Here is a 25,444-nt window from a genome sequence, read left to right on the forward strand (position 1 = left end):
TTCTATTAAATTTAGCTTAGAGGCCAACCAATTACTATCTGTCTCTACACCCCCATTCCCCTGATGTGCTCCCCACTGTTGCTAGCTATAGTTAACGAACAGGTAACACTTCAAAGGAGGAAAGAGATGGAAATCAAGCCTAATCACCCATCACTAGCACTCACAAAAATTCCCCCGAATCATCTCAACATCATGGGTTACGTTGATGAATCAGAGGTGAATGGGCCTGGTTGTCGCGCGGTTGTTTGGGTGCAAGGTTGTCCCCGCGAGTGTCCTAGCTGCTTTAATCCTGAATCTTGGTCGTTTGAAATTAATCAACTGATTGCTGTGGATACTCTGGCTGAGAATATCCTCAAAAATCCTCGCAATACAGGTGTAACATTCTCCGGTGGTGAACCGTTTTGGCAAGCATCAGCTTTGGCGTCTCTGGCTGGTAAGCTAAAAGCTGCTGGGTTAAGTGTGATGTCGTTTACGGGCTTTACCCTCAAACAGCTACAGTCTAAATCTGCACCTCCAGGTTCCCAAGAATTACTAGCACAATTGGATATTTTAATTGATGGGCCGTTTGTGGAATCTTTAGCAATTCATTCACCTAACTCTCCTGTCTCGTCCAGTAATCAACGAGTGAATGTTTTCAATCCCGCTCTTAAAGATCAAATTACCTGGGCTAGTGACCAGATAGAAGTCCACATTCTCAAGGATGGTAGCCGTATCGTCACTGGCTATCAGGGGTCTTTGGAGTTGAGTTAATTGGGTATGGGGCAAGGGAGGTGGGGAGGTGGGGAGATGGAGATGAAAGTTTATTTTCTTACCTTTTTCCCCAATTTCTTTTAAAAAGAGCTGCCAGATTTCCGATATTCTAAGGCTGTGACACCTTCATGTTCTAATACTTCTCCTTGCTCGATGACTGCATAAATTAGCCATCTATCGCCGCATTGGATTTGATTTTTGACTGTGCATTCTAAATAGGCTAGTGCTTCTGTTAAAACTACACAACCATTAACGGCTGTTTTTGTGGTGAGGTTGGCGAAGGGATTATCTCCGGAAGCACTGTAGCGAGAAAAATAGCGGCGGACGTTTCTTCCTTCTTTGAGGATATTCAGCACAAATTGATCGCCAGGATGATGTAATAAATCTGCGTTCTGTTCTTGGGCGATCGCTATCATAATTCCTGGTGGGTTAAATGTGGCTTGAGATACCCAAGAAGTTAAAAATGCTTTATGGTTTTCTTGATCACGAGTTGTGACTACGCATAATGAGCCAATAATCCGCCCTACAGCTTGTGCAGTTCTATCTACATGTGTTTCTGTGACAACTTGACGGGGACTACGGAATTTCTTGGTTTTTTTCAAGTTTTGGGCAAAGGTGGCACCTGCGAGTTGACTCTGCTCTAAAATTTCTGGCGTGGGGCTAAACCGGACGCGAATTGTGTCAAATCCTAAACGGTAATTAGCATCTTTGAGTTTGCTTTCTAATAAGTCGATGGCTTCACCACTCCAACCAAAGGAACCAAATACCCCCGCTAACTTGGTTTTAGCGGCTGTGGAAAGGACAATTCCTAAAGCTGTTTGGATTTGGGTTGGTGCATGACCGCCCAAGGTGGGTGAACCGATAATGAAGCCATCGCAGGCTTCGATAATGCGGGTAATCTCCGCAGAGTCGGCTAATTCACAGTTGACTGACTCGACATTGACGCCGTTTGCAATTAAACCTTGAGCGATCGCATTTGCTACAATTGCTGTATTTCCATAAGCAGATGCATAAAGTAATGCTACTGTCAATTCTTGAGATTTTTGTCCTTGACACCATTGGCGGTAATCATAAGTAAAGCGGCTGAGGCTGTAACGCACAACTGGGCCATGTGCTGGAGCATAACATTTAGCGCCGAAAGCGGAAAGTTTATCTAAGGCAACTTCAACTTGTTTGGCTTGGGGTGCATGGAGACATTCAAAATAATAACGACGTTCTGCATCTAAAGTCTTCCAGTCTTCATCAAACAAAGTATCTTCGCAGATATGGGCGCCAAAAAATTTGTCTGTGTAAAGAATTTTAGTAGCAGAATCATAGGTGCAAACTCCATCCGCCCAGCGGGGAGTTGGGGTGGTGATAAATGAGAGCACATGTCCTTGTCCTAAATCGAGAGTATCCTCAGAACGGACAACTTGGATGCGTGATTCCCATTCAGGAAAAGCGGTTTTCACAGCATTCGCAGCGGGACGAGAACAAATCAGGGTCGCTTGCGGTGCTTGAGCAAGTAATACTTGCAGAGTGGCGCGGCGGTTGGGGTTAACATGACCAAGAATGACATAATCGAGAGTGGTGAAATCTAGATATTGTCCTAGTTGCTGCAGGTAAATTTCCGTAAAAGACTCACCAGGAGGGTCAATTAAAGCTTTTTGGTCAGCTTGGATCAGATAAGAATTCGCCGTAGTTCCCCGCTGACGGGAGTATTCTACCTCAAATTTTAATCGTTCCCAAGTACGCGATCGCAAAATTAAAGTATCTTTGCCAATTTCCGTAACTTGTACATCTCTAGAACGGGAGGGAGTTAGTGTAGCGACAGACATAATGACCTCGTTTGGGAATGTGGGGTGGTGGGGAGTGTGGGGGGTGTGGGGGGTGTGGGGGGTGTGGGGGGTGTGGGGGGTGTGGGGAGTTGGTTTGCAGTTATTTGGTTTGCATTTGCTGTTTTTGCGACAGCATTTGCTGTTTTTGCGACAGCATTTGCTATTTTGGGGACAACAATTGCTATTTCAGCGACAGCAATTGCTATTTCGGCGACAGCAATTGCTATTTTGGCGACAGCATTTGCTATTTCGGCGACAGCATTTGCTGTTTTTGCGACAGCATTTGCTATTTCGGCGACGACAATTGCTATTTCAACGACAACAATTGCTATTCATCACGACCCCTCATCACCCCACCTCCCCATCACCCCACCTCCCCATCCTCTATCGACTGTTATTTTGTGATAATTCTGATTTGATAAAATTTTGGTAGCGTTTGGATACTTGCTGTTCTGGATCAATTCCTTCAAAGGTAGGAGGTAGCCAAACACGAAGAAAGAGTAATAATCCCAGAACTAATAAGAAAGCACAAGTTGCTAAAACTTGACTCCAATTTGTTTCTAGCACGCCTTTAACAATGACTTCTCTTAAGGCAGAAACAATAGAAACTTCTACAGCCACACCAATAGATATGCGCTGTTCTTGGAGATAAATAATCAATAGCCGAAACAATTCAACTAAGATTAATAAGAAGAGAATATCGGCAGTAACAACATGAAAATCTAAAGGTGGAAGTAGAGAAAGAAACATATCTCTCACCTGTAGCACCATGAAGCTAAATAAACCGATACACAAAGAAATTACAATTACATCTTGAATAAATTCCAAGGTGCGAACAATGCGACTTCGATTAATTTCGTAGAGAGAAATTGGGGTATTGTCAACAGGCTTATACATAGTTTTTTATGGTGGAGTGATGGGGAGGTGTGGGAAGGGTGGGAGGTGTGGGGAGTGTGGGGAGCGTGGGAAGATGACGGAGAAATAACTATTCTCTATTCTCCATTCCCTAGCCCCTAGCCCCTAACCCCTAGTCCCTAATTTAGTAATGATTGCCAATTTTGCGGTGGTGGGCGGCGGTGAGTGCGTTTAATTTGGCAACTCTGCCGGTTTGGACGGTGCTGTATATAATCCAGTGGTCGCCGCAGTCCATGCGGCTGGTGATTTCGCATTCTACGTAAGCTAATGCTTCGGCTAAAATGGGAGATTCGTTAGTTCCTGGATAAGTTTTGATGCTGGCAAAACGGTCTGCACCGGGTGCAAAACGTTTGAGGAAATGTTTCATTAATCCTTGATAGTTGCCTTCTTCTAAAATGTTTAAAACAAAGCGATCGCCTATTTGCATTAATGATTCTATTGCTCTGTCTTTGGATACAGCAATGGCTACGCCCAAGGGATTGAGACTGGCTTGTGTCACCCAAGAGGCGAACATGGCGCTTTGAATTTCTCCTTTTTTAGCGGTGATAATATATAACCCGGTGCTAATTCTGCCTAGGGCTTTTTCTAAGTCTGTGTTGATAGATTTGATTTGTTTAATTGTGCGATCGCGTGTTAACCATTGCCCGATATCTGTTCCTGCTTCTTCGCACAATTGTTCTATGGTTGGGGTGGGAATTTCTTTGACTAAAATCGGGGGAAAGGCTTCTGTTAATCCTAATTCCTGAAATTTATTGCGTAGGGGATAAATGGGTTCATCTTCTCCACCTCCTGACTCCAATAAACCAACTGTTTGTTTATTATGAACAGCGGCTAATATTGTGCTCAAAGCAGTATGAGCTATCAGTGAAGATTGGGGGGGCATTCCGATGATTAAACCGGAGGATTGAGCGACTAATTCCCGGACTTCTTGGGGTTCAGTATTATTAAAGTCTATTAATTCTACGGCAACATTTGTTTTGATAATACCGTGTGCTATGTTACGCGCTAATTGCTCGCTATAACCATAATCTTCTGCATAGAATATAGCTACTAATGTTTCTGTTTTGGCTTGTTCTAAACTCCAGCTTTGATAGCGTTGAATTGCTGTGGTTACATAGTTTTGTAGTAAAGGGCCATGTCCTGTAGCGATTGTATTTATGGTGAGTTTTTCGATGCGTTTTAAAGCTGCTAATACAGAGCGGGCGTTGGGGCCCATGAGGCAATCATAGTAATATTTAAAATCTTCCTCTATGGAGATGAAATTTTCATCGTAGGTGTGATCGTCACAATAATGCATCCCGAAGACATCGCAGGTGTAGAGAATGCTGGTTTTGTGATCGTAGGTGAAGATTGTGTCCGGCCAGTGTAAGTTGGGTGCTGAAATAAATTCTAATTCATGACCGTTGCCTAAATCTAAGCGATCGCCATTTTTTACCACCAGTGATTGAAAAGGCTGGTGAACCATATTTTCTAAAAACTGAATCGCAATCTTAGCGCCAACAACCGTAATCGTTGGTGCTAATTGCAAGATATCTTTCACCAATCCGCTGTGGTCTGGTTCTGTGTGACTAATAATCAAGTAGTCTATTTGCGTTGGGTCAATTAATCCTGTCAAGATATCTAGGTATAATTGCTCAAACTTGCGGTGAGAAGTGTCAACGAGGGCGACTTTTTCCCCTTGAATTAAGAATGAATTATAAGTTGTACCGTTCCGTAAACCAAACTCGATATCAAACCGTTCTCTATCCCAGTCAAGAGAACGGATAGCCGTTGTTTCCGGAGCAATTTCAATAATTTCGATTGTCAAAAGTCCTGGAGTTGAATTAGCTTGATGAAGTTCTGTGAGTGCAACCATTCGTGTTCTCCAAAACAGATGTGATGAGGATTTCGTGTTCTTATCTTTAACTTTGACTCATAAGTAACAAATAGTAAAATGCCAATTTATAAAGTTATCGATTAGGAAGATTTATGGTTGATTTACCATAGAATTTTCTATGGCGATCGCATCAGCAATAGCATGATCCAAATTTGATAGAAAGGTATATGAAAACCAAAAATACCCGACTTCTCAAAGAAATCGAGTATCTGCTTTATCATGCAATGGAAATCTTTAGAAGGTGAAGGTAGAGCGGAGTACGCCTACGGCTGTGGTTTCATTGTTGCTGTTACCTTCCGGATTAAATAGCACAAATGCACCTGGAGTGATGCTGATGTTGTCGCTGACTCTAATTCGATAGTAAGCTTCTAAATGATAAGGAACAGCTCGATTTATTACACCAGCTCTAGGAGCATCATCATATAGCGGCTGTCCAAAAATTAATCCTGCATTATTTCCAGGTTTCAGTAAATCTTTGAAATGAAGCCCTACCATCCAACTAGTAAAGGTGGTGGAAGCGTTGACGGTACTAGAAGAATCATCGACAAATAGTGCTGCTCCATAACCAGCTAAAGCAATTTTTGGTGAAAGACGCCAATTTATAGTTCCGCCAAAAGAGTTAAGTTTAACTGGCGTTCCTAGTGGTACGTTGGGTAAAGCGCCGATATCAGTACTCGTTAATCCTGTACCTAAAATGTTGATTTGGTGATAGCTATTGGCATAGTTTAAGCCGATATCGAAGGATTTACTGGGTTTAAAGGTTAATTGCGCGGCTATGACGCTGCTACCGTTAAACACACCAGATCCTAACGGTGTACCAGACACACCAGGTGCGATATCTGCAGCCGAATTAGGTAAGTTGGCATTGACACTACCATACAAAGCTCTCAAATCCAATTGATTGGAGATGCTAAAAATAAATCCGGCTGCTGATGCTAAACCTGAACCGGAAGTACCGCCAGAAACTCGAACTACAGGGTTCAAACCAGCAAAGCGAGAAATTGATTCTTGTCCTTCACCATAAAAGGGTGAAATTGCAGGGAAAGCATCGGAAGTTTCGGCTGCAGTTCCAGCAAATAATGTTAATTTGTCAGCGACGGGAAAGATATAAAGTAATTTGTAGAGTTGCAGTGAATTAGCACTGATACTCGCTAAATTCTTCACATCAAGTCCCGGAAATTGAGGCTCAAAACTGGTACGAGCGCTGCTAGAACTGAGTAGGGGGGAAGCTAATCCTAAAGATTCTTGAACACTACCAGTACCATTGACTCCACCCAAAAAATTATGAGCTTGTAAACCAGTAATTAGTAAGTCTTTACCTGTGAAGCTAGTGGTTAAATTTAATCTAACTCTAGTTGCCAAGATAGCATTAGGATCGTTACGTCCAGGAGCGCCGCCAGTAGCAGCAACTCCTGCCATAATAACTTCGCCATTCAGTTTAGTAGTTGTGGAAAACTGCTGGGCTTCTAATGTGGCTGTGCGACTTTCTAAAGCATCTACTCTACCCCTCAAAGTTGCTAGTTCTGCTGAAAATTCTTCTTGCAATTTCTGCAAAGTTGCTAAGTCGTTTTTAGTGACTAAATCAGTAGTTGCTGTGGCGATTAATTCATTAACTCTATCTAAACAAGCGTTTAAACCTGCAGCAAATTCATAACGAGTTAAAGCTCGATTTCCCCGATAGGTGCTGTTAGGATAACCGGCGATGCAACCGTAGCGTTCGACGAGAGATTGCAGTGCTTGAAAAGCCCAATCGTTGGGCTGGACATCAGATAATTGTGAAACAGATGTTACTTGTGCCAAACTTGCAGGTGTGGCTATGGGTTGAGATGATGTAACGGGATTTGTGTTGATACTATTATCAGTAGCTGCTGATATTTCCGGTTTATTATTTTCTTTTTGCTGGTCAATCTTTTCTGGATTAGGAATTGCTTGTACAGGTAACAATCCTAAAAATAAAGATAGAAAACTTGCGCCACCAGCACAAGCTAGTAGATATATGTTCATTGCCACTCCTCACAGATACATACAAAATTTGACCGCAAAAATATTAATAATACTTTTGTGGTGAATCAAAAATTAGGCAGATTTCGTAACAAATAGTTGCTGAATATGCCGTAATTTTTATGAATAAACCTAATTTATTTTAAATTAATTTAGTAACCGTCACACAAGTAAATATCACAAATATTTATAAGGTATACATTGAGGTTAGGGGCTAGGAACTAGGGGCGCTTAGGCTAGCTAGCGTGTGCCTCATGTAATTGGGAACTGCCATACATACATTAAATACTATTGAGTGCCACAAGTAATAAGAAGATGATTTGTAATTTCGATAGTTACCATTCGAGTTAGCAAATCATGTATGATTCACAATTGAAAACAAGCATATATTGCAACTGATGAAAATAGGCAGTTTATGAAAATCAACAATTGTCAATGAGATTAATCAAACACCGCCTACTGTGGGCTATTTTGCTTTTGGTGACAGCATTGGTGATTACCCTGGGGCTTTCTCTGTCCCAAGGCGCAGTACCGTTGAGTTTAGCCCAATTAGGAGACGCAATTCTGCACCGGGGCGATCGCATTAATCAAACTATTCTCTGGGATTTACGTATCCCCCGAATTATGGCGGCGTTAATTGTTGGTGCGGCGTTGGGAATGTCGGGGGCGCTGTTACAAGGTATGTTACGCAATAGCCTCGCTGATCCGTTTATTTTGGGGATATCTGCGGGTGCGGGACTGGTGGTAATTGTGATGGTAACACTACAAGTCTTTGCAGCGGCGATTCCCTTAGCAGCTTGGCTGGGAGCAATTTTAACCTCAATTATCGTAATTTTACTGGGGCGTGTGGGGTCGGGAATTGCGGTGGAGCGGTTGATTTTGGGGGGTGTAGCGATTAGTTCTCTATTCGGGGCGGTGCAAAGTACACTGCTGTTGTTAGCCGAAGATGGACAAATTCAAATTGCGCTGAATTGGCTGATTGGTAGCCTGAATGGTCGGGGTTGGCAAGAAATTATCACGGCTGGCCCTTATATTATTGTGGCATTGTTGGGGGGATGTTTGCTGGCGCGGTCGGTGAATGTGCTGGCGTTGGGCGATGATTTGGCTGTGGGTTTAGGGGTTTCGTTAGTGCGATCGCGTCTTTTAATTGGTGGTGTCGCCACTTTATTAGCTGCGGGAGCAGTTAGCATCGGCGGTTTAATTGGGTTTGTGGGGCTGGTTGTTCCTCATGGTGTCCGCTTGATTGTGGGTACTGATCACCGCTTTGTGCTTCCACTTTCCGCCCTTGCTGGTGCTTGGCTACTCACCTTTGCAGATTTACTCTCCAGATTGGGAGCGATAGAATTACCAGTGGGTTCGGTGACGGCTTTGTTGGGTTCACCGTTGTTTATTTGGTTACTTTATCGTCGTTCGGCTGGGTTTAAGGAGTAAACTACCCACACTGACCTTGCGGTACAGTGTGGGCTTTCAGTAGCCCTGAAGAGTCAGTGCTGAGAGAACAACACAAACGGTTCGAGCCTCCGGGCTGGCTTACGAACAGCCCCAATAATTCAATCATTTTTGCTCCGTTCAAATCGGCATCGCTGGACAAGCCGCAATTACCGCACTTGAACTTCTTAACAGAGCGCAAACCAATGTGTAGGCATCGGTTACAGGTTTGAGAAGTGTAGGCAGGAGGAACGGCAACAACTTCCACACCATCCCGAAATCCTTTGTATTCCAGAAACATTCGCAACTGATAGAACGCCCATGAGTTACTTCTGCGGCGTTCTGTCTTGTTGCGTGGATGAAGGTTTGTCCTTTCACGGATACCTGTCAAATCCTCAATCGCTACAAGTGCTTGTTCACTTTTGGCTTGCTGAATGATTGTTTTGCTAATGTTGTGGTTTACCCACGATTGAAATCGTCTCTCTCGCCCCGATAGCCGTGCCAAGACCTGCCGACATCTACGCCGACTAGACCTTGTGCGTGTGGAAGCTTTTTGTTGGAGAGACGCTCTGACTCGGCTATATTTATCCCTGGTTTCGGTTAAGGATGAGGCTTTTGACATGAACCAATGGACATCTCTAAAAATTAATTCTGTATTACCCAAAATTATTGGTAGGGGCGAACGGCCGTTCGCCCTTACATCATTTCTGGAGATATCTAATAGGTTACATTAGGAATTTTCCATGTTGAATTGTTTATGAAACTACCCTCGTACATGCTGATAGGATTATTTCTGAGTCTACTCCTGAGTGTTGTGCCGTTTTCAGAAACTTTGCTCCAAGCGGCTACACCTACAGCAGTTACGCCTGTATCCGGTGTTGCTCTCACTCAGGGAGTGCAAAAAACATTACTGGATAATGGTTTAACTGTACTCACTAAGGAAGTCCATACCACTCCGGTGGTGAGTGTACAGGTTTGGTACAAAGTTGGTTCGCGGAATGAGGTGAAGGGAGAAAGCGGTATCTCTCACCAGTTGGAGCATTTGATGTTTAAAGGTACTACTGAGCGTCCTGTACAGTTTGGTCGGCTTTTTAGTGCTTTGGGTAGTCAATTTAATGCTTTTACCAGCTACGATGAAACTGTATATTTTGGCACAGTGCAGCGTGATAAACTACAGGCGCTGTTGACCTTAGAAGCCGATCGCATGAAAAATGCTCTCGTTGGTAGCGACCAACTCCAAAGTGAAAAGCGGGTGGTGGTTTCTGAGTTACAAGGTTATGAAAACTCACCCAGCTATCGTTTGGATCGAGCGGTGATGCGAGATGCTTTCCCTAACCGAGCTTATGGTTTACCTGTGGGAGGAACAAAGGCTGATGTGGAAAAATTCACTCTCCAACAGGTGCGGAATTATTACCAAACCTACTACAGTCCGGAAAATGCCACTTTGGTGATTACTGGCGATTTTACTACCAAACCAGTACTCAAAGTAGTTAAAGAAACTTTTGGTCAGCTATCACCAAGAGTTAAAGAGAGCGCCAACACCAGGAGACGCAGAGAGATAATTTCCGCCTCGACAGCACAAAAAGCGCCAATTGTGCTCAAGCAACCGGGGAGTGTGGGACTTTTGCAAGCTGTGTATCCTTTACCAAATATTCAGCATCCTGATGTGCCGGCGATCGATTTGATGGATACTATCCTCACGGGGGGTCGCAGTTCTCGGCTGTATCAAGCTTTGGTGGAATCTGGACTAGCTAGCTCAGTGAACGCTAGTGCTGCAGAATTGATTGAACCGGGTTGGTATGAAATTCGCGCGACAGCGGCTCCTAGTCAAGAATTAAGTAAAATTGCTCAATTTTTGCAGGCGGCGTTGTCAAAACTGCAACAGCAACCAGTAACTTTAGAAGAATTAAACCAAGCGAAGACACAATTACAAGCTTCGTTTATTTTGGGGAATCAGGATATTACCAGTCAGGCTAGCCAATTAGGGTATAGTCAGACGATCGCTGGAGATTATCGCTATATTGAACGATATTTGAGTGCGATCGCTCAAGTTACTCCCCAAGATGTCCAACGGGTAGCGCAGACTTACCTCAACCCAGCCAAACAAACTGTTGGCTTTTTTGAACCGACTCAACCAGATGGTCAACCGGGGAGTTCTGGTGGTGGTTCTGGTCGCACTTTGGAAAACTTCAGCCCTGGTCAACCTGTAGACCCCGCCGAATTGGCTAAATATCTCCCCCCAACAACCTCTGCGACTACTGCTAATCAGCAACCGCTACCGGAGCAGTTTTCTTTAAAAAATGGGTTGCGAGTGCTATTGTTACCTGACAAAAGTGTCCCCACTATTAACTTGAGTGGACAAATTGAAGCTGGGAGCGAGTTTGATGGAAATCAAAAAGCGGGATTAGCGAATCTCACTGCTAACAATTTGATGAATGGGACAAAAACCCAAGATGCTTTAACTTTGGCGAAAATCTTAGAAGACCGGGGAGCTGGTCTGGATTTTGCTGCTAGTCGGGAAGGGGTGAACATTAGCGGTCAAGGTTTGTCGGCTGATTTACCTTTATTAGTGCAAACTTTGGCGAATGTACTTGAAGATGCTACCTTCCCCAGCAACCAGCTAGAACTAAGTCGTCAACGGGCGCTGACAAGTCTGCGATCGCAATTAGATGACCCCAACGGATTAGGGAGACGGGTATTTCAACAAGCAATTTACCCGGAAAGTCATCCTTTTTATAGCTTCCCTACAGCCGAAAGCTTGAAAAGTATTACTCGTGATGATGTGCTGGGCTTTTATGAAAAACATTATCGCCCGGATACAACGACGATCGCTTTTGTGGGTGATTTTGATCCAGTTAAGGTGAAAGCTTTGCTCAATCAGACTTTTGGCAGATGGCAAGCTACAGGTAAAGCACCGATGCTAAATTTACCTACAGTATCGCTACCATCGACGCTGACTCGTTTGAGCAAAGTTATTCCCGGTAAAGCCGAAGCTGTCACCTACATTGGTTATCGGGGAATATCACGGAAAGACCCGCGTTTTTATGCAGCTTTGGTGTTAAATCAGATTTTGGGTGGTGATACCTTGTCTAGTCGGTTGGGTACGGAAGTACGCGATCGCCAAGGATTGACTTATGGTATTTACAGCGGGTTCGCAGCGGGAGTTAATCCCGGCCCGTTCTTGATTCAAATGCAGACAGCACCTGGAGATACGCAAAAAGCGATCGCTAGTACTTTAGCTTTACTCAAACAGTTGCGTGAGCAAGGGGTGACTGCAGCAGAATTAAACACTGCTAAACGCTCTATCGTCAACAGCTACCCGGTAGAATTAGCTAATCCTAGCGATGTAGCTGGTATTATTCTCAATAATTCTGTCTACGGGCTTTCACAAGCCGAGTTGCGAGAGTTTCCTCAGCGAATTGAGAATGTGACTCTAGCAGACGTACAGCAAGCAATTCAGGAGTTAATTCAGCCAGAGAAACTGGTAATTGTTACCGCTGGGCCTTCCCAAGGGTAGTGGAGATTGTAGAGACGTTGGTTTGGCTTCGTCTCTACAACTATATGGGTTCCCTTCTCGTTGGGCGATCGCAAAAACTTAAGATTTTTTGTATTTTTATCACCTTGTTTTGCGTGATATACAGATAAAAAGTAAAAATAGTCAATTTAGATTAGATCAAACGAAATTAGGTGAAACAAATACTCAATCAGGTTTTGGTAGGAGCGATCGCTGCTGTTACTACCATTGCAGCTACAAATATATCACCCGCAGTCGCACAAAGTGACCCTAAATGTATTAGCCAAATTACGAATAAACCAGGGAAGTTATTTTCGGGAGATTGCATTCCCAATGCATTGTGGATTAATCCTGACTACGGCGCAGAATACGCTCGATTGATGCGAATAGCAATCAAAGCTGCTGCTAATAAAGATGATTATGATACAGCATTTATTAATTTCTCAAGAGCGCAAGGAATATCAGGAGTTACTGATTCTGAAGTCCGTCGAGCGCTATTAGGAGCTATTCTAGCAAAAGCAATTCAAAAAAATCCTGTGCAAGGCTATTTTCCTTCTAGAATTTGGCTGTTAGTGACTGGAGAATTCAGCGAAGGAGGATAGAGCAGATTAAGCTAAATCAAGCTGTTTTTTATCTACGATCAGACTCAAAATTCATGTCATTTAATATATCTCTGCTTTGCAAGCTTATGGCTGTTTTTTTGTCTCGATACAAATAATTCATCTTCTTGAATACGGTTATTACCCATTCCACCAACAATATTTTCCCCACAATATCTTATTGAGTTGCTACACTAGTTGGAAGCAAACATTGCGTTTGCTCCTCACACCATACCACTACCCTCTTGCTAATCATGCAAGGGGGTTTTTTTATTGGAGTGGCGCTAAATAGTAGATATTTTTTTAACGCTGAGGTTTTTGAAAGATAGTTAGCTATGTCTCTACATTCATTTTTCCATCAGGTTAATATATGTTGTGCTCCCGGACAAATTTTGTCACTGGATTTTATTCTGCAACTAGTGGCTGAGGAAATTCTCAATCCTGAATTTCGATTTATTTCCCTAAATTTGGGCAATATTGACCATGGGGTGCTGGTGGATACATTCAGGTTAAGTTTGAGTGAAAATTTCTCTATCTAATGGAGGAATTGATGTCACCCTGATAAATACTAAATAATTATATATTCCGATCACCTGACGAACTTTAACTATTAATCTCCCCTCTGCTAAATAGCTGTGGGGAATTTTTTTAGACTAATATTTCTCTATCTTAGGGAGGAATCTCGGCGGGGTCAGATTAGGATTAAATATGCTATGGGTTACAGTACATACATTGTGCTGGATCGGCGGACTCTACACCATCAGGAAATAATTTTTCTTGTTGAAAACTGCACTTTTGACATTGATATATGACAGCAGAAATCAAGTCGGTCGGTGCATAACACAGCGCACAAGGTAAACCCCTAACTCTTTCTCTAATTTCAAAACCGGGGGTAGAGCAATTAGGACAGCAACTCTTAATCTTGCTGACTAAGTTATGGGTGGCTTTGGCGATATTCTGCATCCGCGTGGGATTGTACAATGCTCGCATATCTGTTTCTAGATAAACTTTCCCATCTTGTGAGTTATCTAGAGCAAAGGTAACAGTTTCTCTGAGTTTTGCTTCTGTGGTAATACCTTTAACAATTTGTGGATGATCTTGATTTGATGGAGAGAAACTAACAATCAGTCCATGTTGAGGAAAACCAACTTTAGCTGCGAATTCTTCAGCTTCTTGGAGATTGTTAATTATTTGATGATTAAAGTTAGTTTCAATAGAAAATTCTTCGCCAATTATTTCTAGCTGATTTTTTTTATCTAATAAAATTACAATTTCTCGATTAGAGTAAACATAAGGTATGATTGGGTGGGGTGCAAAGCTACCTTCACTAGCGATCGCTAAAGTTTCTCCTGTAATTTCTAATGCTTTCTCGGCTTTCAATCTCGCTGCGATAATCTGCGTTCCTGGGCGCTTAACTTCTCTGGTAAATGTGCCAAAAATATCAGTATTAAAATCCTGGGGTACTATAATTTTAATTCCTAGTTCTTGCTGAAGAATAGGCGCGATCGCTCTATCTTTCTTGTGCATTGTGGCTAGTATACCTAAACGATTACTAAATAATGGCTGGTCGTTCACGGTTAGTATAGCTCCTGACAGCTTTATAACAAAATTAATTGGTATTAGTTAATTAATCTATTGTTTGGCAATGTAAAATTATTACTATTGATTTTGTAGCGAAAACTTCAATCCTGCTTTGAAGACTGAAGTCTCACTACAAACCTTTAGTAATTACCCGATATAAAAGCGTCACACCTGAATTAACTAAACCAGATAAATACTAACTTTGTTCTTGTACAACCTGACCTACTTGTGCTGTCAGCTTTTCTTGGTCACGCCTGCGTTTTTTCGCGTAAAGTTGAATAGTTACAGCCATCAAAATAATCGTCCCGAAAATTACCCAAGCGGTGATGTCTGTAGGCAGATTATTTTTAAATACAGCCAGTAATACAATCACTAATAACATGACTGTAGGCGCTTCATTTAAAGCACGTAACTGCTGACTGCTCCAACGACATTCATCTGCTGCTAACTTTTTCATTAACCGAGAACAATAATGATGGTAGCCGATTAATAAAGCGACAAACAGCAGTTTGATATGTAACCAACCCTCTTTTAAAACTTCTGGTTCAGTAGATAATAAACCGATAGCCATTGCTACTGTCACCAACATTCCGGGGGTAGTAATAATGTTGTAGAGGCGTTTTTCCATAATTTGATACTGATTTTTCAGTATCGTCCGTGCTGGTTCTGGTTCTTGGTTAGCTTCAGCGTGATAGATAAACAGTCGCACTAGATAAAATAAGCCAGCAAACCAAACGACAAAGCCGATAATATGAAACGCTTTAAACCACGAATAAGCCATGAATCGTCACCTGTCTTGCTCAATTTGTTGTAGAGTAGCTATTGCCTCAATGGCTGCGAGTACCCTCTTTATCAGGTTACGCTAAAATCTCCAATAGCAATTGATGGTTCAACTGGAGATAGATTAAAAAGTGTAACTAAAATAGGCTCGCTAAACTGATCAATTCTCAGATTTGGTGCAACGCACAAAGGGTAATAAGTCTGCTAAAATCGCCTCGTGATAATGTTCTTGGGGGTAATGTCCAACGTTATTAAGTTTGATTAATTCGGCGTTATGAGCAGAATTAACAAAATTTTGCGCTATGTCGATTGATAACCAAGGGTCAATCATCCCCCATTGCACTAAAATTGGTTTTTGCCATTCTTTAAACCCAGATGCAATTTCGCTCATGGCTGGTTCAAGTTGTAAATTGCGAATAGTTGCTAACAGAGCGCGTCCGGGTGCAGAACTTTTTAAAAATGGTTTACGGTAAACATCTAAATCTCGATCCTCGATGCGAAAACGGCTACCACCTTCTAGGGTGCGGTCAACTAAAAGCGGGTCTTGAGTCATCATTTCTCCTGCTAGAGGTAGACCCATTTGTTTAATTTTCCAAGGTAATTTAGCCTCTGGTGAAACTGGAGTATTCAAAATAACGAGATTAGCAATTTTTTCTGGATGACGCAAAGCATATTGTAATCCTACGGAACCTAAAAAACCTTGCACAACTAAAGAAAATCGTTCAATTTCGATGGCTTGAATAAATGCTTCTAAAGCTGTAATAAAGGCATCGGGGGTATAAGCAAAATCTCTTTTTTCTGGTGTAGCAGAAAAGCCATAACCAATCCAATCTGGGGCGATCGCTCTTGTACCTTGGTTAGCTAAAGCTGGTAAAATATGACGCCAACTATAACTTTGCGAAACTATCCCATGCAGCAATAACACAGGTAATAAATCAGTTTGACCAGCAGGTGAAGATTGGCGATAAAACCATTCTAAAGAATCTACTTTTATTTTATGTTCTGTTAACGACACGCTATTTTCCTAATTTGAAAAAAACTTGAGTAATTGTGATTTATGATTGCAAACTGCTAGAAGTAATCATCTCACGAATTGCATAAGCTGTGGCGGGTGCTAACAAAACGCCGTTGCGATAGTGTCCCGTGGCGAGGAGGACATTATTAAACCCTGGTAACTTTTCTATAATTGGTGCTGGGCGCCCTTCGGGACGGGGACGTAAACCCGACCAAGTGCGGACGATATTTGCTTGTGCTAATTCTGGACAAAAGGCGATCGCTTGTTGTCTGACAGATACCAATAATTGATCATTGGGTAGGATCTCATTTCCATCATTGGGAAACTCGACCGTCGCACCCAACCAATAATCACCGCCACCCACCGGTACAATATGAACATCATTACCAGTAATCGCTGGTTGGAAATTAGGATTTCCCAACACGTGACCTAAGCGGACTTGTAACGCTTGTCCTAACACCGGACGGATATCAATCATCTGCTTAAATTCTGCGGTCAGCGGTGTTGAACCTAACCCCGCTGCAACTATAAACCAATCTGCAGTAATTTTTCCTGCTGTCGTCTCGACTGCATCACATTTTGTGGGTTCGTCATCAGTTTTTGGCGCTGGTTTCAACACTGTGACGCCAAATTTAAAAGTCACGCCGTGATGTTGCGCTGCTGCAACTAAAGCTAAGGTTAAAGCTGTAGGATTGAGTTGGCGGTCTTGAGGAGAATAGACAGCGCCGATTATTTTGGGATTATCTACCTGTGGACAGATGCTTTTGAGTTTATCATTGTCCCAAATTTCTAACTCCCAACCTTGAGAGTGGCGAATTGACTGGAGACTTTGCCATTTTGCGAAATTTTCTTCTTCGCTGCAAAGACTGAGAATTCCTTGGCGATTGTAAGGGATTTTTTGCTTGGTGATAGCTTCTAACTCTGGAATTAAGGTTTCATAGCGTTGTATACTAGTTTCTCGCCATCGCCAAGCCTTACCCTGAATTTTTTGACTAACTACACCCACCAATACACCCAACGCCGCACCTGTAGAGGCTTGTGCTGGTGGTTGACAATCAAAAACGGTGATGTTGATACCTTTAACTAGACTAAGTTCATAGGCGATCGCCGCCCCAATTACACCGCAACCGATGATCACTACGTTCATAATCTTTTTTGGGATCAGGTGAGGGAGATGGGGAGTCAGCGTCAAAATCAATATTCTTCCTCATCGCCCTCATCTCCCTACACTGATCTTAAACCTCTCCTAACTCGTCTTAGGCAGCAGTTCGATGAATTTGTCAATGTCTGCGAAAGCAGCTTCGTAATTACTCAAAGCTAGTTGAGTGTTACGAGTTCTCGCGGCTTGATCGATTTTAATCAGGTGTTTGGACAAATCCCGCGTTATTTGGCGTGCGGTGGGTTGTACCTTGGGTAAGAGGTTAGGAGTGATGTAGGTGAAGTTCAGTTTCGCCTCTGTGATGGGGCCGTGGATGAAGTTCTCCACATTGATCCAATCTTGCTTGTCGATCCATTTTTGCAGTTCTTGTGAGCGATCGCGCACAGCTTGAATATCAGGAGCGTATTCCTGAATTTTTTCTAGTTGTGCTGCTGTGTAAGTGGGAGGTGCAACTGCGACACTAGGCCCACCACAACTGATCAAGAATGTCGCCAAGATTACTAATATTAAAGAAAAAACAGAGCGTTGACGCGCCATACAAGGAGATATTTTGCTGTTTGTTTGCCGACTAACAGTGTCATTTTAGATCGTCAGCGTAATTTATCGTTCTTAACAACAAAGGATTTTACGGAAATTTTTGCAAAAATGACGCGATTCAAGCTGATCCTAGCGAAAATTTAAGTATAATTACTCAATATAATATCTAACACCTTGCAAAAACCTCCAGTAAGCAGTTTTTGTCAGCTTTGAGTAAAAATAATTGTTAAGCAAGGGTGATTGAGAGTTCCTGAACAAAAAGGTATTCATAATTTGCAAGATCCGTAATCAGCCTTTTGGTGGTTTTTCTGTATTGATATTTTCTACATCCTAGGAGTGTTTTTTCGTGAATGCATCTGAACAAGCAACTAACCTTGAATTCGCCAGCAAAATCGCTACAGTAGTCAATTTGTTCAAACTTGAGTTTCCTGATGCTAAATCCGATCTCAAACCTTGGAAGAATGATCCACAAACCAGAGAATTAGTTGATCCAGATTCTATAGATATCGGTTTTCATTTTCCGGGAATCAGTAAATCTTGGCAAAGTCGCAGCGTTTTAATTCAAATCCGCTTCTATGATGACCCCATTAATTATTCTCGTCGTGCTATTGGTGTAGAAGTAGTCGCTTTTAATCATCGCGGTGAAGCATGGCGATTGTCTACAGTAGAAGACTGGAGTTTTGCTGGTTTGTCTGTTCCTTCGCCGGAAGTTAGAGATAAATTAAGACAAATTTGTCGGCAGATTTTAGATGTTTTTAATCAACAGAGTGATATCTAATTTTGTTAAATTATCTCACTATTTTGTTGTTGTTTTTAACAGCTTAAATAAATAGCTTTTAACCATATGTAAAATTAGTGCCGGACTCGGTAGAAAAATAATGCCCAACTGTTGCATTAATCCTAGCGCATCGCCCTGTCCCCAATGCTCTACAATTTGACCATCCTTGACACGATCTATATGCATGATTGATAGTTTTATTTGCTTATCTGTTGCCGGAATACCTTGAAATTCACCAAGATGTGTAGCAGTGAATGTCCCGTAAGTGACAACTTTATCACCTTCAATAATTAAGTCTTCAAATGTGTGTTGACCATTAGTGAAAGCTAAATAAAATTCCATGCCAAACTTTTTAAAACCATCTCTATCAAGGGGTTCAGGTACACCAGTCATATGAGCAATAAAATTCGGGGCGAGAAGTGTTAATGCTTGGTCAATATTTCGATGATCAAAAGCTTGATAAAATTGCAGCACGATCGCTTTATTTTCTACATTAGACATAAGACGATTATTCTTGAACCAAGATTGAATTTATTGATTATCTACCTGACAGTTACCATCAGCACAATATGCAGATTGATAGGTACTGGAGCGCTTGCCAAAAAGAGTATAGCGATTATCCCGAATTTGAGCATAAAATCTGTCCCCTACCCATTTCATCCCTGGTAAGGCGCGATAAGCATCTATAAATATACTGCCAACTGGTAATAATCTCCCAATTTCTTCAGCTGCATCGCTACCTTGCCAACGTTTTTCAGGTGCTTGACCATCAATCAAAATCATTCCCTGTTGACAATCTTCGGGTGTAATTCCCCATTGTCTCAGCATCTTTTCATCTTGCATAGGTGTGTAGCGAAACAATTTTCCTTGATCTAAGGTTTCTAATAATTGCACTAAGGTAACGCAAAGATGACAATTTCCGTCGTAGATTACGTAGTAGTTCATGAATAATCTGTTATGTTGTTTTTTTTTGAAGCTGCAATAGTAGATTTTTGAACACCAAGGTGCGCGGAGGTTTTTTAAATATAATTCGTTATGTGTTGAAATAATTGGGAGTTACATAATTATTTATCCAGACTTTAGACTGTTGACTGTTGACTCTTGAGCTTTGTTACACTCAATTGCAGTTATTGAGGAAACAAGCATGAGATATAAATTATTGGGCAAAAGTGGGTTGAGAGTTTCGGAACTCTGCTTAGGAACGATGACTTTTGGTGAGGATTGGGGCTGGGGTGCGTCGAAGGATGAAAGCAGCAAAGTTTTTGACTTGTTTGTGGAAGCTGGAGGTAATTTTATTGACACTGCTAATGGATACACTGATGGTAGCAGTGAAAAAATTGTTGGTGAGTTGATCGCCCAGGAGCGGGAACGCTATGTCTTGGCGACTAAATATTCTTTTCCTCTGCGGATGAATGATGGTAAGGGCGACCCGAATGCTAGCGGGAACCATCGCAAGAACTTGATCCAGTCTTTGGAAGGTAGTCTCAAAAGGCTGAATACGGACTATATTGATTTGTTTTGGTTACACGCTTGGGACTTCACTACACCTGTGGAAGAGGTGATGCGATCGCTTGATGATGTCGTTCGCCAAGGAAAAGTTTTATACATTGGCATTTCTGATACACCAGCTTGGATTATTGCCCAAGCCAATACTATCGCCCAATTTCAAGGTTGGACGCAGTTTGTCGCTCTGCAAATAGAGTATAGTTTGATTCAGCGGACACCAGAACGTGATTTGTTGCCTTTAGCGAAAGCCTTTGATTTAGCGGTGACACCGTGGTCGCCTTTGGGTGGTGGTGTCCTCACAGGTAAGTATAATCAGCCACTGCGGGAAGGGGAGGAAGCAGGACGACTGGCTAATGGAAGTATGGGAAGTATTTCCGAGCAGAATTTAAAGATCGCTGAGGTTGTCAGTCAAGTAGCCGCAGAGATAGGGCGCACACCCTCACAAGTAGCTCTGGCTTGGTTGCGTGCTCAAAGCGGCGTGATGATCCCGATTATTGGCGCTCGCAAAGCCAGCCAATTTCAAGATAATTTAGCCAGTCTGGATGTCACCTTGTCACCAGAACACCTGGAACGCTTGAATACAATTAGCCAAATTGAGCTAGGTTTTCCCCATGATTTCTTACAAAATGACACGATCCGCGATCGCCTTTTCGGTGGCACATTCAGTAATCTAGACAACCACCGCAGCTAAACTTACACCCAAAAACAACCAAAATATAGCACATTTAGCCATTTATAGCATCTGTCGTGGGATTTCTTGAACAAATTAACCCTATCTACCGTCAGAGAGTTTCCCACGGCATACTACTCACGTTACTATCTATAGAGTTGTTTGCTACAGGCATTAGGCAGAATCATGAGCGATAAAGCACTTTCATCTCGTCTTTACCCCACTCGGATCGACATTCCCGCCGAAGCGCGAGTGCAAATCGTCACACTTCTTAACCAAACTTTAGCAGCTACTTTGGATTTGAAAACCCAAGCCAAGCAGGCCCATTGGAACGTTAAAGGCACGGATTTCTATCAGTTACATGAATTGTTTGATACCCTTGCTGGTGAATTAGAAGAGTATATCGATTCAATAGCGGAAAGAATCACTGCTTTGGGTGGCTACGCTGTAGGTACCGCTCGTGCTGCTGCTAGCAATTCTATTTTGCCAGAATATCCCTTTGATATTTTAGACGGCAAAGACCATGTGACAGCATTAGCAGACCGTTATGCATCTTACGCTAAACACATCCGTCAAGCGATCGACGACACAGATGACCTAGGTGATGCTGACACCGCTGACCTCTACACTGAAGTTTCTCGCAACATTGACAAGCGCCTTTGGTTCCTAGAAGCTCATCTGCAGGTTTCAGAAATCAATGAAAGCAAAGGTACAACCGCTACTAGCAGTAAACGACCTGCTACAGTTAGCTGAAGGAAGGATGTAGACGCGAAGCGGTGAAACAGTCCTGTAGGCGGGTTTCCCGCCGTAGGGAACTGTTGAACCCGAAGGGCTTGCCGCAGGCTAGGATGAAGGATGAAGTCTGAAAGGTGAGTTGTGGTTGGTATCACTTCATGTTTTATCCTTTATACTTCGTGATTTATTTTTTGAAATAAGCTGAGTTTCAGCTAACAGTATCTTTTTGGTAAGTACGCCACTTTTAAGTGCGTACTTTTCATTTTATATGTACATAAATTACTATTTAAATAAGCCAAAACACAACAATTATTGAAATTTTACAACCTAAAAAAGCCGAGGTAACACCATGTCTCAAAATACAAAAACCCATCTAATTCATGATAGAAACGCCCGTGGTCATGCTCAACTCGGCTGGCTCGATAGCTACCACACATTTTCTTTCGGTAGCTTCTACGATCCTCACCGGATGGGCTTTCGCTCACTACGAGTAATCAATGACGATCGCATTGCTCCCGGTGCTGGATTTCCTACCCATAGTCATGAAAATATGGAAATCCTCACCTATGTTCTATCAGGTGCGGTAGAACATAAAGACAGCTTGGGTACAGGTTCAGTAATTCGCCCCGGTGACGCCCAAATTATGAGCGCCGGTACTGGTATCAGCCACAGCGAATTCAATCCCTCACCCACGGAAGCGCTCCATTTATTGCAAATCTGGATTCTTCCTGATCAACAAGGATTAGCGCCAAGATATGAACAGAAAGCGTTCTCTAGAGACGAAAAACACGGTAAACTCCGCTTAATCGCTGCTAAAGACGGTCGTGATGGCGCCGTCACCATACACCAAGATGTGGATTTATACGCTTCTGTTTTAGAAAGTGGCGACGTTGTTAATTATCGCGTCCAACCTGGTCGCTACGCTTGGTTGCAAATAGCCCAAGGTATAGTATCTTTGAACGGTGAAGAACTCAGAGCCGGTGATGGTGTGCAAATCAGCGGTGAAGAACAACTCGAAATCACCACCGACATCAGCGCAGAGATTTTACTGTTTGATTTGGGATAAGAGATGATACTAATTCGTAATTCACTAAGGTTGACGCCTGAATTACGAATTAGTCAAATCTCTCATTTTCTGCCAACAAAATGGTGCTATTGTTGTCAATCAGGGTGGGAGTGCCGCTAGTGGCGATCGCACTATATTCTTGAATATAATTGCGGATTTTATGGGGAAATTGGGGATAGTTTAACAAAGCATCGCCATCAGCAATAGTTGCCCAAAAGTCACGCAGACTGGGGGCTATTTCTTTGGCTTGATCAGTTGCTAGACTCAAAGGAGGCAGTGTCAGCAGTTTCATAATGAAGGGAAAAGAGCGATCGCCCATCCACTGTCTAGAAGACTTTTGCAAATTCGGAAAATCTGGAACTGATTCAATGCGGTGAGATAAAATTTGTAACCACCGCTTTCCGTGATTATCTTGATGATATTCTAATACGCGATAAGGGTGCGGATAGCTGACTAGAGAACCTGTTGTGATATCATAAACCCCATCCCTAGAGGCGACATCTTGCACATGCAAATGTCCAGTAAATACCAGACTCACTCCGTACCGCTGCAGCAACTCCAACACTTCCCCGGCATTCTCTAGCATATAACGATTTGCCATTGGGTGCAGCGATTGGTTAGGTAGATGCTCAACGACATTGTGATGCACCATCACCAATACTAATTCATCACCAGCCGCCGCTAACACTTGTTCTAACCACCTTAACTGTTGACTATCCAAACGCCCGATTTGCTTACCGTCGCTGTTAAAAGTATTAGAATTTAAACCAATCAACCGCACTCCAGGTAACAACTCACAAGTGTAGTAAAGTTGCTGTGAGTCAGCATAACCAAACTGACGATAATAGTTAGGAAAATCTGCAAACGCAATAGATTGTTGGTCAGCCATGAGTACGGGAACATCATGATTACCAGGAACAACATAGACCGGAAAAGGTAGTTTAGCTAACCTTTGTTTTAGCCAATTATGGTTAGCTGGTTCACCATGTTGAGTTAAATCTCCCGGAAGTAAGAGGAAATCTAAATTCAATTGTGTTAGATGTTCTAATGCACTTTCAAAAGCTGGGATACTAACTTCTACCAAATGAAATCGGCTAGGATGATCCCAGATTGTGTGAGGAAGCGCGATGTGTAAATCGCTAATGATAGCAAAACGAAAATTTAAAGTCATTGATCTGAGGATATTTTCAAAATTAAGGGTTAAAACAAGTCTTTTTCCCAAAGTATAACCTTTAGTTTGTCACCATGGGTGAGACGATTTTTCTTAACATTTGTACACATTTTAATTTTATAAAATCACACGAATTCGGTTTTTGATAGAGAGATTACAAGGCAATGCCTATAGAACCCATTTGACATCTTATGAGGTTTTGAATTAAGGTACTACTCAGCATCTAAAATCTAATGCTAATGGCGGATCCCAGCAACCTCACTGATGCAGAATGGCAAATTTTTGAACCCTTATTGTAATAGATATTACCAACTAAGAAGCAGACTCGACTGAGCAACTCAACAAAGCGAGAGATATTCAAGAGAATTCTCTAGCAACTGAGAAATGGGTGCAATTGGCAAGACTTACCATTCTATAAATACAGTAATGGCAAAAATCATTTCAGAAGCTGAGTGCCAAGAAACATGGTACGGTGCTAATAAAATTACTCAGTATCCAGATCCTTTAGATGCTTCTGACATTATCTACTTATGTCCTGAGCAGTTTGGTACAGGATACGATCGCTGTATCGAATTACGAGATATTGATCTTTTGATTCGTAATCAGAAATATCATGATGATTTACAAATAGTATTTGAACCATATCAAGATAAATTTGGATCTATAGAGTTCGGTTTTAATTTATCAGCTAACTATACTTCTCAGCAATCAGATATAACCATCAAAAGAGGTAGCAAAGAAAATTTTTTACAGTGGGATTTACCAGAGCAAGAATACAATTCTTTTGCTCATACTTCATTTAAAAATGTGCACTGCTTGAAAGTTGACATACATCTTAAATCTGCAGAGATTTTAAAGAATTTTGTGTGCTGTATAAATCAAGAACTACCACCAGGTTTAATTAAACTGATTGAAGGCAAAAGTCAACAAAATTACGTAGATAACAATCAACTGACTCCGGCGATGTATCTACCGCTTCAACAAATTATTAATTGTCCATTTCAAGGCATGACTAAACAGATTTATTTAGAGGCTAAGTGTTTAGAATTAATTGCGTTGAAATTAGAGCAACTGACAAAAATTAAAAATATATCTGTTAAATCTATAACTCTTAAACCTAGGGATATTGAGAAGATTCACCGCGCACGAGAAATTCTAATTTTTCAATCAGAAAACCCTCCTTCTCTGTTAAATTTAGCCCAAAAAGTAGGTATAAATGATAACAAATTAAAAAATGGATTTCGTCAAATATTCGGTACAACAGTCTTTGGTTACTTGCATAATCATCGCATGGAAATAGCTCGACAGCTGCTGCAAGACGGAAAAATGCACGTAGCTGCGGTTGCGAATGAAGTGGGATATGCAAATCCTGGTCATTTTGCGGCTGCATTTAAACGCAAGTTTGGCGTTAGTCCCTCTGAGTGTAAAGCCGGGAAAAAAATATGCGATTTATTCTAACTTGATTTCAATATCCCCAAAATTGCTTTTGATTGGACATTACAGCCTGGAAATCTCTAGTCAAATCTCCCGCAATGGATCAAATTCT

23 protein-coding genes are annotated in these 25,444 nt (G+C 42.0%); 10 read left to right on the forward strand and 13 right to left on the reverse strand.

What is annotated here, in order from left to right; translation table 11 throughout:
- The first annotated feature begins 126 nt into the window (after positions 1-126).
- The gene (locus tag MIC7126_RS0108930; protein WP_017652797.1) at positions 127-750 is read left to right on the forward strand and encodes a 4Fe-4S single cluster domain-containing protein; all 624 of its coding nucleotides are present in this window, start codon (positions 127-129) and stop codon (positions 748-750) included.
- Positions 751-830: 80 nt separating this feature from the next.
- Here MIC7126_RS0108930 and MIC7126_RS0108935 read toward each other — a convergent pair whose 3' ends face one another.
- A complete protein-coding gene (locus MIC7126_RS0108935) occupies positions 831-2,567 on the reverse strand; it encodes a diflavin flavoprotein (RefSeq protein ID WP_017652798.1) in 1,737 nt (578 codons plus the stop codon).
- Positions 2,568-2,594: 27 nt separating this feature from the next.
- On the opposite strand from MIC7126_RS0108935, the gene MIC7126_RS0108940 reads away from it, so the two are divergent.
- A complete protein-coding gene (locus MIC7126_RS0108940; protein WP_238553626.1) occupies positions 2,595-2,972 on the forward strand; it encodes a hypothetical protein in 378 nt (125 codons plus the stop codon).
- On the opposite strand, the gene MIC7126_RS0108945 is transcribed toward MIC7126_RS0108940, so the two are convergent.
- From MIC7126_RS0108945 to MIC7126_RS0108955, 3 genes are all read right to left on the reverse strand, one after another.
- Positions 2,952-3,464 carry a phosphate-starvation-inducible PsiE family protein gene (locus tag MIC7126_RS0108945; protein WP_017652800.1) on the reverse strand — a complete coding sequence of 171 codons (513 nt, stop codon included), beginning with the start codon at positions 3,462-3,464 and terminating at the stop codon, positions 2,952-2,954. The genes MIC7126_RS0108940 and MIC7126_RS0108945 overlap by 21 nt on opposite strands.
- A gap of 142 nt (positions 3,465-3,606) precedes the next feature.
- Complete coding sequence (locus MIC7126_RS0108950) at positions 3,607-5,337, reverse strand: diflavin flavoprotein (RefSeq protein WP_017652801.1); 1,731 nt, start codon at positions 5,335-5,337, stop codon at positions 3,607-3,609.
- A 255-nt stretch (positions 5,338-5,592) separates the two neighbouring features.
- The gene (locus MIC7126_RS0108955; protein ID WP_017652802.1) at positions 5,593-7,362 is read right to left on the reverse strand and encodes an iron uptake porin; all 1,770 of its coding nucleotides are present in this window, start codon (positions 7,360-7,362) and stop codon (positions 5,593-5,595) included.
- Positions 7,363-7,794: 432 nt separating this feature from the next.
- Between MIC7126_RS0108955 and MIC7126_RS0108960 the strand changes: the two genes are divergently transcribed.
- Positions 7,795-8,790 carry a FecCD family ABC transporter permease gene (locus MIC7126_RS0108960; protein ID WP_017652803.1) on the forward strand — a complete coding sequence of 332 codons (996 nt, stop codon included), beginning with the start codon at positions 7,795-7,797 and terminating at the stop codon, positions 8,788-8,790.
- A gap of 1 nt (position 8,791) precedes the next feature.
- On the opposite strand, the gene MIC7126_RS27280 is transcribed toward MIC7126_RS0108960, so the two are convergent.
- Positions 8,792-9,409 carry a transposase gene (locus MIC7126_RS27280; protein WP_238553627.1) on the reverse strand — a complete coding sequence of 206 codons (618 nt, stop codon included), beginning with the start codon at positions 9,407-9,409 and terminating at the stop codon, positions 8,792-8,794.
- A gap of 135 nt (positions 9,410-9,544) precedes the next feature.
- On the opposite strand from MIC7126_RS27280, the gene MIC7126_RS0108970 reads away from it, so the two are divergent.
- Positions 9,545-12,304 carry a M16 family metallopeptidase gene (locus tag MIC7126_RS0108970; protein WP_040629750.1) on the forward strand — a complete coding sequence of 920 codons (2,760 nt, stop codon included), beginning with the start codon at positions 9,545-9,547 and terminating at the stop codon, positions 12,302-12,304.
- A gap of 170 nt (positions 12,305-12,474) precedes the next feature.
- Positions 12,475-12,903 (forward strand): hypothetical protein, encoded by a 429-nt coding sequence (locus MIC7126_RS0108975; protein ID WP_017652805.1) that lies wholly within the window; start codon positions 12,475-12,477, stop codon positions 12,901-12,903.
- 708 nt (positions 12,904-13,611) lie between these two features.
- Here MIC7126_RS0108975 and MIC7126_RS0108980 read toward each other — a convergent pair.
- The 5 genes from MIC7126_RS0108980 to psbQ all read right to left on the reverse strand — a co-directional run bounded on the left by MIC7126_RS0108980 (position 13,612) and on the right by psbQ (position 17,972).
- On the reverse strand, positions 13,612-14,475 hold the full coding sequence (locus tag MIC7126_RS0108980; RefSeq protein WP_017652806.1) for a DUF6671 family protein: 864 nt from the start codon (positions 14,473-14,475) through the stop codon (positions 13,612-13,614).
- Between the two features lie 202 nt (positions 14,476-14,677).
- Positions 14,678-15,262, reverse strand: coding sequence for a protoporphyrinogen oxidase HemJ (gene hemJ, locus MIC7126_RS0108985; RefSeq protein WP_017652807.1), 585 nt, complete (start codon positions 15,260-15,262; stop codon positions 14,678-14,680).
- A gap of 159 nt (positions 15,263-15,421) precedes the next feature.
- Positions 15,422-16,276 carry an alpha/beta fold hydrolase gene (locus tag MIC7126_RS0108990; RefSeq protein ID WP_017652808.1) on the reverse strand — a complete coding sequence of 285 codons (855 nt, stop codon included), beginning with the start codon at positions 16,274-16,276 and terminating at the stop codon, positions 15,422-15,424.
- A 40-nt stretch (positions 16,277-16,316) separates the two neighbouring features.
- Positions 16,317-17,423: an NAD(P)/FAD-dependent oxidoreductase gene (locus MIC7126_RS0108995; RefSeq protein ID WP_017652809.1), complete on the reverse strand. Its 1,107-nt coding sequence runs from the start codon at positions 17,421-17,423 to the stop codon at positions 16,317-16,319.
- A gap of 99 nt (positions 17,424-17,522) precedes the next feature.
- A complete protein-coding gene (gene psbQ / locus MIC7126_RS0109000) occupies positions 17,523-17,972 on the reverse strand; it encodes a photosystem II protein PsbQ (protein ID WP_017652810.1) in 450 nt (149 codons plus the stop codon).
- A 346-nt stretch (positions 17,973-18,318) separates the two neighbouring features.
- On the opposite strand from psbQ, the gene MIC7126_RS0109005 reads away from it, so the two are divergent.
- Positions 18,319-18,750: a hypothetical protein gene (locus MIC7126_RS0109005; protein WP_017652811.1), complete on the forward strand. Its 432-nt coding sequence runs from the start codon at positions 18,319-18,321 to the stop codon at positions 18,748-18,750.
- Between the two features lie 18 nt (positions 18,751-18,768).
- On the opposite strand, the gene MIC7126_RS0109010 is transcribed toward MIC7126_RS0109005, so the two are convergent.
- Both MIC7126_RS0109010 and MIC7126_RS0109015 read right to left on the reverse strand, forming a co-directional pair.
- On the reverse strand, positions 18,769-19,251 hold the full coding sequence (locus tag MIC7126_RS0109010) for an ester cyclase (RefSeq protein ID WP_017652812.1): 483 nt from the start codon (positions 19,249-19,251) through the stop codon (positions 18,769-18,771).
- 30 nt (positions 19,252-19,281) lie between these two features.
- Positions 19,282-19,695, reverse strand: coding sequence for a thiol-disulfide oxidoreductase DCC family protein (locus tag MIC7126_RS0109015; RefSeq protein WP_026100127.1), 414 nt, complete (start codon positions 19,693-19,695; stop codon positions 19,282-19,284).
- A 199-nt stretch (positions 19,696-19,894) separates the two neighbouring features.
- Here MIC7126_RS0109015 and MIC7126_RS0109020 point away from each other — a divergent pair, with 199 nt between their 5' ends.
- The 3 genes from MIC7126_RS0109020 (at position 19,895) to MIC7126_RS0109030 (ending at position 22,727) form a co-directional block, all read left to right on the forward strand.
- Positions 19,895-20,947, forward strand: coding sequence for an aldo/keto reductase (locus MIC7126_RS0109020; protein WP_026100128.1), 1,053 nt, complete (start codon positions 19,895-19,897; stop codon positions 20,945-20,947).
- 165 nt (positions 20,948-21,112) lie between these two features.
- Positions 21,113-21,679, forward strand: a complete 567-nt coding sequence (dps, locus tag MIC7126_RS0109025; RefSeq protein ID WP_017652815.1) for a DNA starvation/stationary phase protection protein Dps — start codon at positions 21,113-21,115, stop codon at positions 21,677-21,679.
- Between the two features lie 331 nt (positions 21,680-22,010).
- Positions 22,011-22,727 (forward strand): pirin family protein, encoded by a 717-nt coding sequence (locus MIC7126_RS0109030; protein WP_017652816.1) that lies wholly within the window; start codon positions 22,011-22,013, stop codon positions 22,725-22,727.
- Positions 22,728-22,776: 49 nt separating this feature from the next.
- Here MIC7126_RS0109030 and MIC7126_RS0109035 read toward each other — a convergent pair whose 3' ends face one another.
- The gene (locus MIC7126_RS0109035; protein WP_017652817.1) at positions 22,777-23,898 is read right to left on the reverse strand and encodes a metallophosphoesterase family protein; all 1,122 of its coding nucleotides are present in this window, start codon (positions 23,896-23,898) and stop codon (positions 22,777-22,779) included.
- A 384-nt stretch (positions 23,899-24,282) separates the two neighbouring features.
- On the opposite strand from MIC7126_RS0109035, the gene MIC7126_RS27285 reads away from it, so the two are divergent.
- Complete coding sequence (locus MIC7126_RS27285) at positions 24,283-25,356, forward strand: helix-turn-helix transcriptional regulator (RefSeq protein ID WP_051050388.1); 1,074 nt, start codon at positions 24,283-24,285, stop codon at positions 25,354-25,356.
- Positions 25,357-25,444: the final 88 nt, after the last annotated feature.

It is taken from the genome of Fortiea contorta PCC 7126 (assembly GCF_000332295.1).
Classification (GTDB): Bacteria; Cyanobacteriota; Cyanobacteriia; order Cyanobacteriales; family Nostocaceae; genus Fortiea; species Fortiea contorta.

Coding starts and splice junctions, on each gene's coding strand:
- MIC7126_RS0108930 (WP_017652797.1), top strand. CDS start 127: ATGGAAATCAAGCCTAATCACCCATCACTAGCACTCACAAAAATTCCC.
- MIC7126_RS0108935 (WP_017652798.1), bottom strand. CDS start 2,567: ATGTCTGTCGCTACACTAACTCCCTCCCGTTCTAGAGATGTACAAGTT.
- MIC7126_RS0108945 (WP_017652800.1), bottom strand. CDS start 3,464: ATGTATAAGCCTGTTGACAATACCCCAATTTCTCTCTACGAAATTAAT.
- MIC7126_RS0108950 (WP_017652801.1), bottom strand. CDS start 5,337: ATGGTTGCACTCACAGAACTTCATCAAGCTAATTCAACTCCAGGACTT.
- MIC7126_RS0108955 (WP_017652802.1), bottom strand. CDS start 7,362: ATGAACATATATCTACTAGCTTGTGCTGGTGGCGCAAGTTTTCTATCT.
- MIC7126_RS0108960 (WP_017652803.1), top strand. CDS start 7,795: ATGAGATTAATCAAACACCGCCTACTGTGGGCTATTTTGCTTTTGGTG.
- MIC7126_RS27280 (WP_238553627.1), bottom strand. CDS start 9,409: ATGTCAAAAGCCTCATCCTTAACCGAAACCAGGGATAAATATAGCCGA.
- MIC7126_RS0108970 (WP_040629750.1), top strand. CDS start 9,545: ATGAAACTACCCTCGTACATGCTGATAGGATTATTTCTGAGTCTACTC.
- hemJ (WP_017652807.1), bottom strand. CDS start 15,262: ATGGCTTATTCGTGGTTTAAAGCGTTTCATATTATCGGCTTTGTCGTT.
- MIC7126_RS0108995 (WP_017652809.1), bottom strand. CDS start 17,423: ATGAACGTAGTGATCATCGGTTGCGGTGTAATTGGGGCGGCGATCGCC.
- psbQ (WP_017652810.1), bottom strand. CDS start 17,972: ATGGCGCGTCAACGCTCTGTTTTTTCTTTAATATTAGTAATCTTGGCG.
- MIC7126_RS0109010 (WP_017652812.1), bottom strand. CDS start 19,251: ATGTCTAATGTAGAAAATAAAGCGATCGTGCTGCAATTTTATCAAGCT.
- MIC7126_RS0109015 (WP_026100127.1), bottom strand. CDS start 19,695: ATGAACTACTACGTAATCTACGACGGAAATTGTCATCTTTGCGTTACC.
- MIC7126_RS0109020 (WP_026100128.1), top strand. CDS start 19,895: ATGAGATATAAATTATTGGGCAAAAGTGGGTTGAGAGTTTCGGAACTC.
- dps (WP_017652815.1), top strand. CDS start 21,113: ATGAGCGATAAAGCACTTTCATCTCGTCTTTACCCCACTCGGATCGAC.
- MIC7126_RS0109030 (WP_017652816.1), top strand. CDS start 22,011: ATGTCTCAAAATACAAAAACCCATCTAATTCATGATAGAAACGCCCGT.
- MIC7126_RS0109035 (WP_017652817.1), bottom strand. CDS start 23,898: ATGACTTTAAATTTTCGTTTTGCTATCATTAGCGATTTACACATCGCG.
- MIC7126_RS27285 (WP_051050388.1), top strand. CDS start 24,283: ATGGGTGCAATTGGCAAGACTTACCATTCTATAAATACAGTAATGGCA.